General features: G+C 61.0%; 2 protein-coding genes and 1 tRNA gene. All 3 read right to left on the bottom strand.

What is annotated here, in order from left to right:
- Nucleotides 1-473 precede the first annotated feature (473 nt).
- The 3 genes from AC2VOP_RS19565 to AC2VOP_RS19555 all read right to left on the bottom strand — a co-directional run bounded on the left by AC2VOP_RS19565 (nt 474) and on the right by AC2VOP_RS19555 (nt 2350).
- The gene (locus AC2VOP_RS19565; RefSeq protein WP_486962508.1) at nt 474-1400 is read right to left on the bottom strand and encodes an exonuclease domain-containing protein; all 927 of its coding nucleotides are present in this window, start codon (nt 1398-1400) and stop codon (nt 474-476) included.
- Nucleotides 1400-1954 (bottom strand): hypothetical protein, encoded by a 555-nt coding sequence (locus tag AC2VOP_RS19560; RefSeq protein WP_486962507.1) that lies wholly within the window; start codon nt 1952-1954, stop codon nt 1400-1402. The genes AC2VOP_RS19565 and AC2VOP_RS19560 overlap by 1 nt, the downstream gene beginning before the upstream one ends.
- A gap of 323 nt (nt 1955-2277) precedes the next feature.
- A tRNA-His gene (locus AC2VOP_RS19555) sits at nt 2278-2350 on the bottom strand.
- Nucleotides 2351-2356 lie beyond the last annotated feature (6 nt).

The raw sequence follows: 2356 nt of genomic DNA, 5'->3' as shown, positions 1-2356 counted from the left end.
AGCGACGATGAGAACAGCGGATTGAACTCCTCGCGTCGCGAAGAAGCCAGCAAACACCGCATGGTGAGGATTCCCGGCGTCACGTTGCTGAGATGCTCTTTGCGTTGTGGCGTGGATGACGGGACTCGAACTCCTGTAAACGTATCGAACTGCTGTTTTGTGGGTCGAACGCCACGCTTTGCAGACGTCAAGCGGGGGCGTGCTTCTCGAACGCACCATGGCTGGAGCGTTGCGTCGGGCAGGTATATCGAAGCAAGGGAACCACCGCCGCTCGAGGTGGGCAACGGCGTTCCTTCCCCGCTGTTCACCCGGACTAGATGTGTGAACACATAGAAGGTCCTCTGCCCTCGTCCTCTCGCGAATTTTTGGGAGCTTGCTAGGACTCATCGAGAAGCGCCAGCCGGACTGCGCAGGTGGCGGCGATATCGATCCAAGCACCGTCGGCATCGACTGGCGCGGATAGCCACCACGTTCTACAGGCATCGCAGGAAATCGTCCTCGGTCATTACTTCGATGTCTTGACCCTTTTCTTGTAGTTGAAATGCCTTCCATGCCTTAGCGGTTAGATCCGCACCAGGGCGTAGAACCGCAGGATTGATGTCGCCAAGAACAAGCACGTTCGTTCGCTTCGTGGTTGCCAGTTGTGGGATTGCTCCGATGCGCAAGCACTCGTCCCAGGCGACTTGTCGAGTCATCGACATGAGCGTGCCGGTGAACACCACAACGCGACCGTATAGGTAACCACCAGGGTTGGCTTCTGGGTTCATTTCGTGCAGAACGGGCCGTGAGCCACCACCGCGCGAGGTTAAGATCGCCACGCTGCCCCTGTAGGTGCCGCTGCTCATGTGACCGATGCGCACGCCGGCCGAACTGGCCAGCCCATTGAGTTCATCAACACCCTGGGTGGCGGCGAGGCGACGAACTATGTCCACGACGGCGCGCGCGTCATCGAGGGGGTCGTGGTGGTGTTCGATCGAGCAGCCGAGGGCGTCGAGGACGAACGGCAAGCGGTAGGACGGCAGCGACAACGCCCTGCGTGCGAGGACTAGCGTGCAGAGGAATCGCAGCTCCGGCCACTCGATGTTGTCCACCGCGCAGGCGTACCGGATAACCCCCATGTCAAACCCGGCGTTGTGGGCGATCACCGCGTCATCGCCTATGAACTCGACTATGGCGGGTAAAATTTCTTTCCAGCGCGGCTGGTCCGCAACCATCGCGGCGGTGATGCCGTGAATGTATACGTTGTAGCCGTCGAAGTAATCGACTTCCTCGGGCGGCCGCATCAGCCATTTGCGTTCTGCCACCGGTAATCCGTCGCGAACTCGGACGAGACCGACGGCGCAGGGCGATCCTCGGTAGGCGTTTGCGGTCTCAAAGTCGATGGCTGTGTAGTCGAGCATTAGGACACCGGTTCCGGCGTAGCGAGGTCCGCGAACTCCGGTGGTAGCTCTGTGGTCTTGGTGGCACCAAGTTCGTCGGGCATGATCCCCGGCGGTTTGCCGGTTTTGGCGTTGACGGTGCGACGCACGCGCTGCGCGTCGGTTGCGAGCCAAGTCTCCCACACACGCGCGATATAGTTGGCGACCGACAACGCCCGGTAGGCGGGTCCTTCCCGTTCACCGAGCGTCAGGCGAGGCATCGTCCCGGGAAAGTCGGGGTCGACGAGCTTGCGGTTGGCGCATCGGGCAGCCGCTACCGCCTCCGCGATGCGCCGCTGGTGGGTGAGGGTCGCCTCGATGAGACCGTCAAACACCGCAACGCTAAGCGGGTTCACGAACGGCGGTGGCGGCGCAGTGCCATCGGTGAGGACGACCGCCCGGTCAGCGGTCAACGACCGGATCTTGTCATCGTGGCGTTCGTCGGTGTGCGAAATGACGACGACGTTGGTGTGATTGCATTGAACGGCCTTCAGTTTGTCGCTGTCGTCCTTGCGCCTGTCGTGGGAATTTTCCATACGGCTGGTGAGCCACACAGCAGTTGCGTTCGCCGCCGGTTGCCTGTCAACGATTGCGAACCCGAGCATGGTCCTCCATCCGTCGACGTGTGTCGCCCACGCTATGACACGGCTCCGACAGATGTTGATGACTTGAGCAAATCGAGCCGTTAGCTGGCCACAAGGGGCAGCCTTGGTAGCCGTCTAGCGGGTCATACCACGGCTACTGCGGTCGGCCCGACGGTTCCTGATGGCATCGATGGATTTATCCGCCACCCCTGGCCAGCGCATTGGACAACAAACACAAAAGCGCCACTGCCTGCATAGACGCCCCTGCGCTTCGGGGTGAGTGACGGGACTCGAACCCGCGACCCCCAGGATCACAACCTGGTGCTCTACCAACTGAACTACACTCACCATGCT

This window comes from Mycobacterium sp. TH-M106, from assembly GCF_057473765.1.
Note: the sequence above shows the minus strand (reverse complement) of the source record. Positions and strands in the feature narration are given on the sequence as shown.

What these genes read in the sequence shown, in the direction of transcription:
- AC2VOP_RS19560 (WP_486962507.1), bottom strand. Translation starts at nt 1,954, where the DNA reads ATGGAAAATTCCCACGACAGGCGCAAGGACGACAGCGACAAACTGAAG.
- AC2VOP_RS19565 (WP_486962508.1), bottom strand. Translation starts at nt 1,400, where the DNA reads ATGCTCGACTACACAGCCATCGACTTTGAGACCGCAAACGCCTACCGA.